We start from the raw sequence: 239 nt of genomic DNA, 5'->3' as shown, positions 1-239 counted from the left end.
AGTCGAAACAACTACAGCCTTTGCATTTCCGCCAACAATATGAGTCCCTTTGAAACATACGTTTTCAAGTTCAAGTGGATTATAGTCTTTCATTCGTTTTAAAGGAATAAATCGTTTACGCTCAAGGTGATAGCAACTTTCAAATTTCTCAATACTTGCATCTTTTCCTGTTAGCACGGATTCATTTACTAATAAATCATTCGCGTAAATGATACGTACATCTGCTGGTACTGTATCAC

At 36.0% G+C, this 239-nt stretch carries 1 protein-coding gene; it reads right to left on the bottom strand.

The window, feature by feature from the left end:
* Positions 1–239: P-type ATPase actuator domain-containing protein (locus tag SB775_RS33455; RefSeq protein WP_486360745.1), on the bottom strand; the 239-nt coding region annotated here is incomplete at both ends.

This window comes from Peribacillus sp. SIMBA_075, from assembly GCF_046534585.1.
The sequence above is the reverse complement of the archived record's forward strand: the minus strand, read 5'-3'. Positions and strand labels throughout refer to the sequence as shown.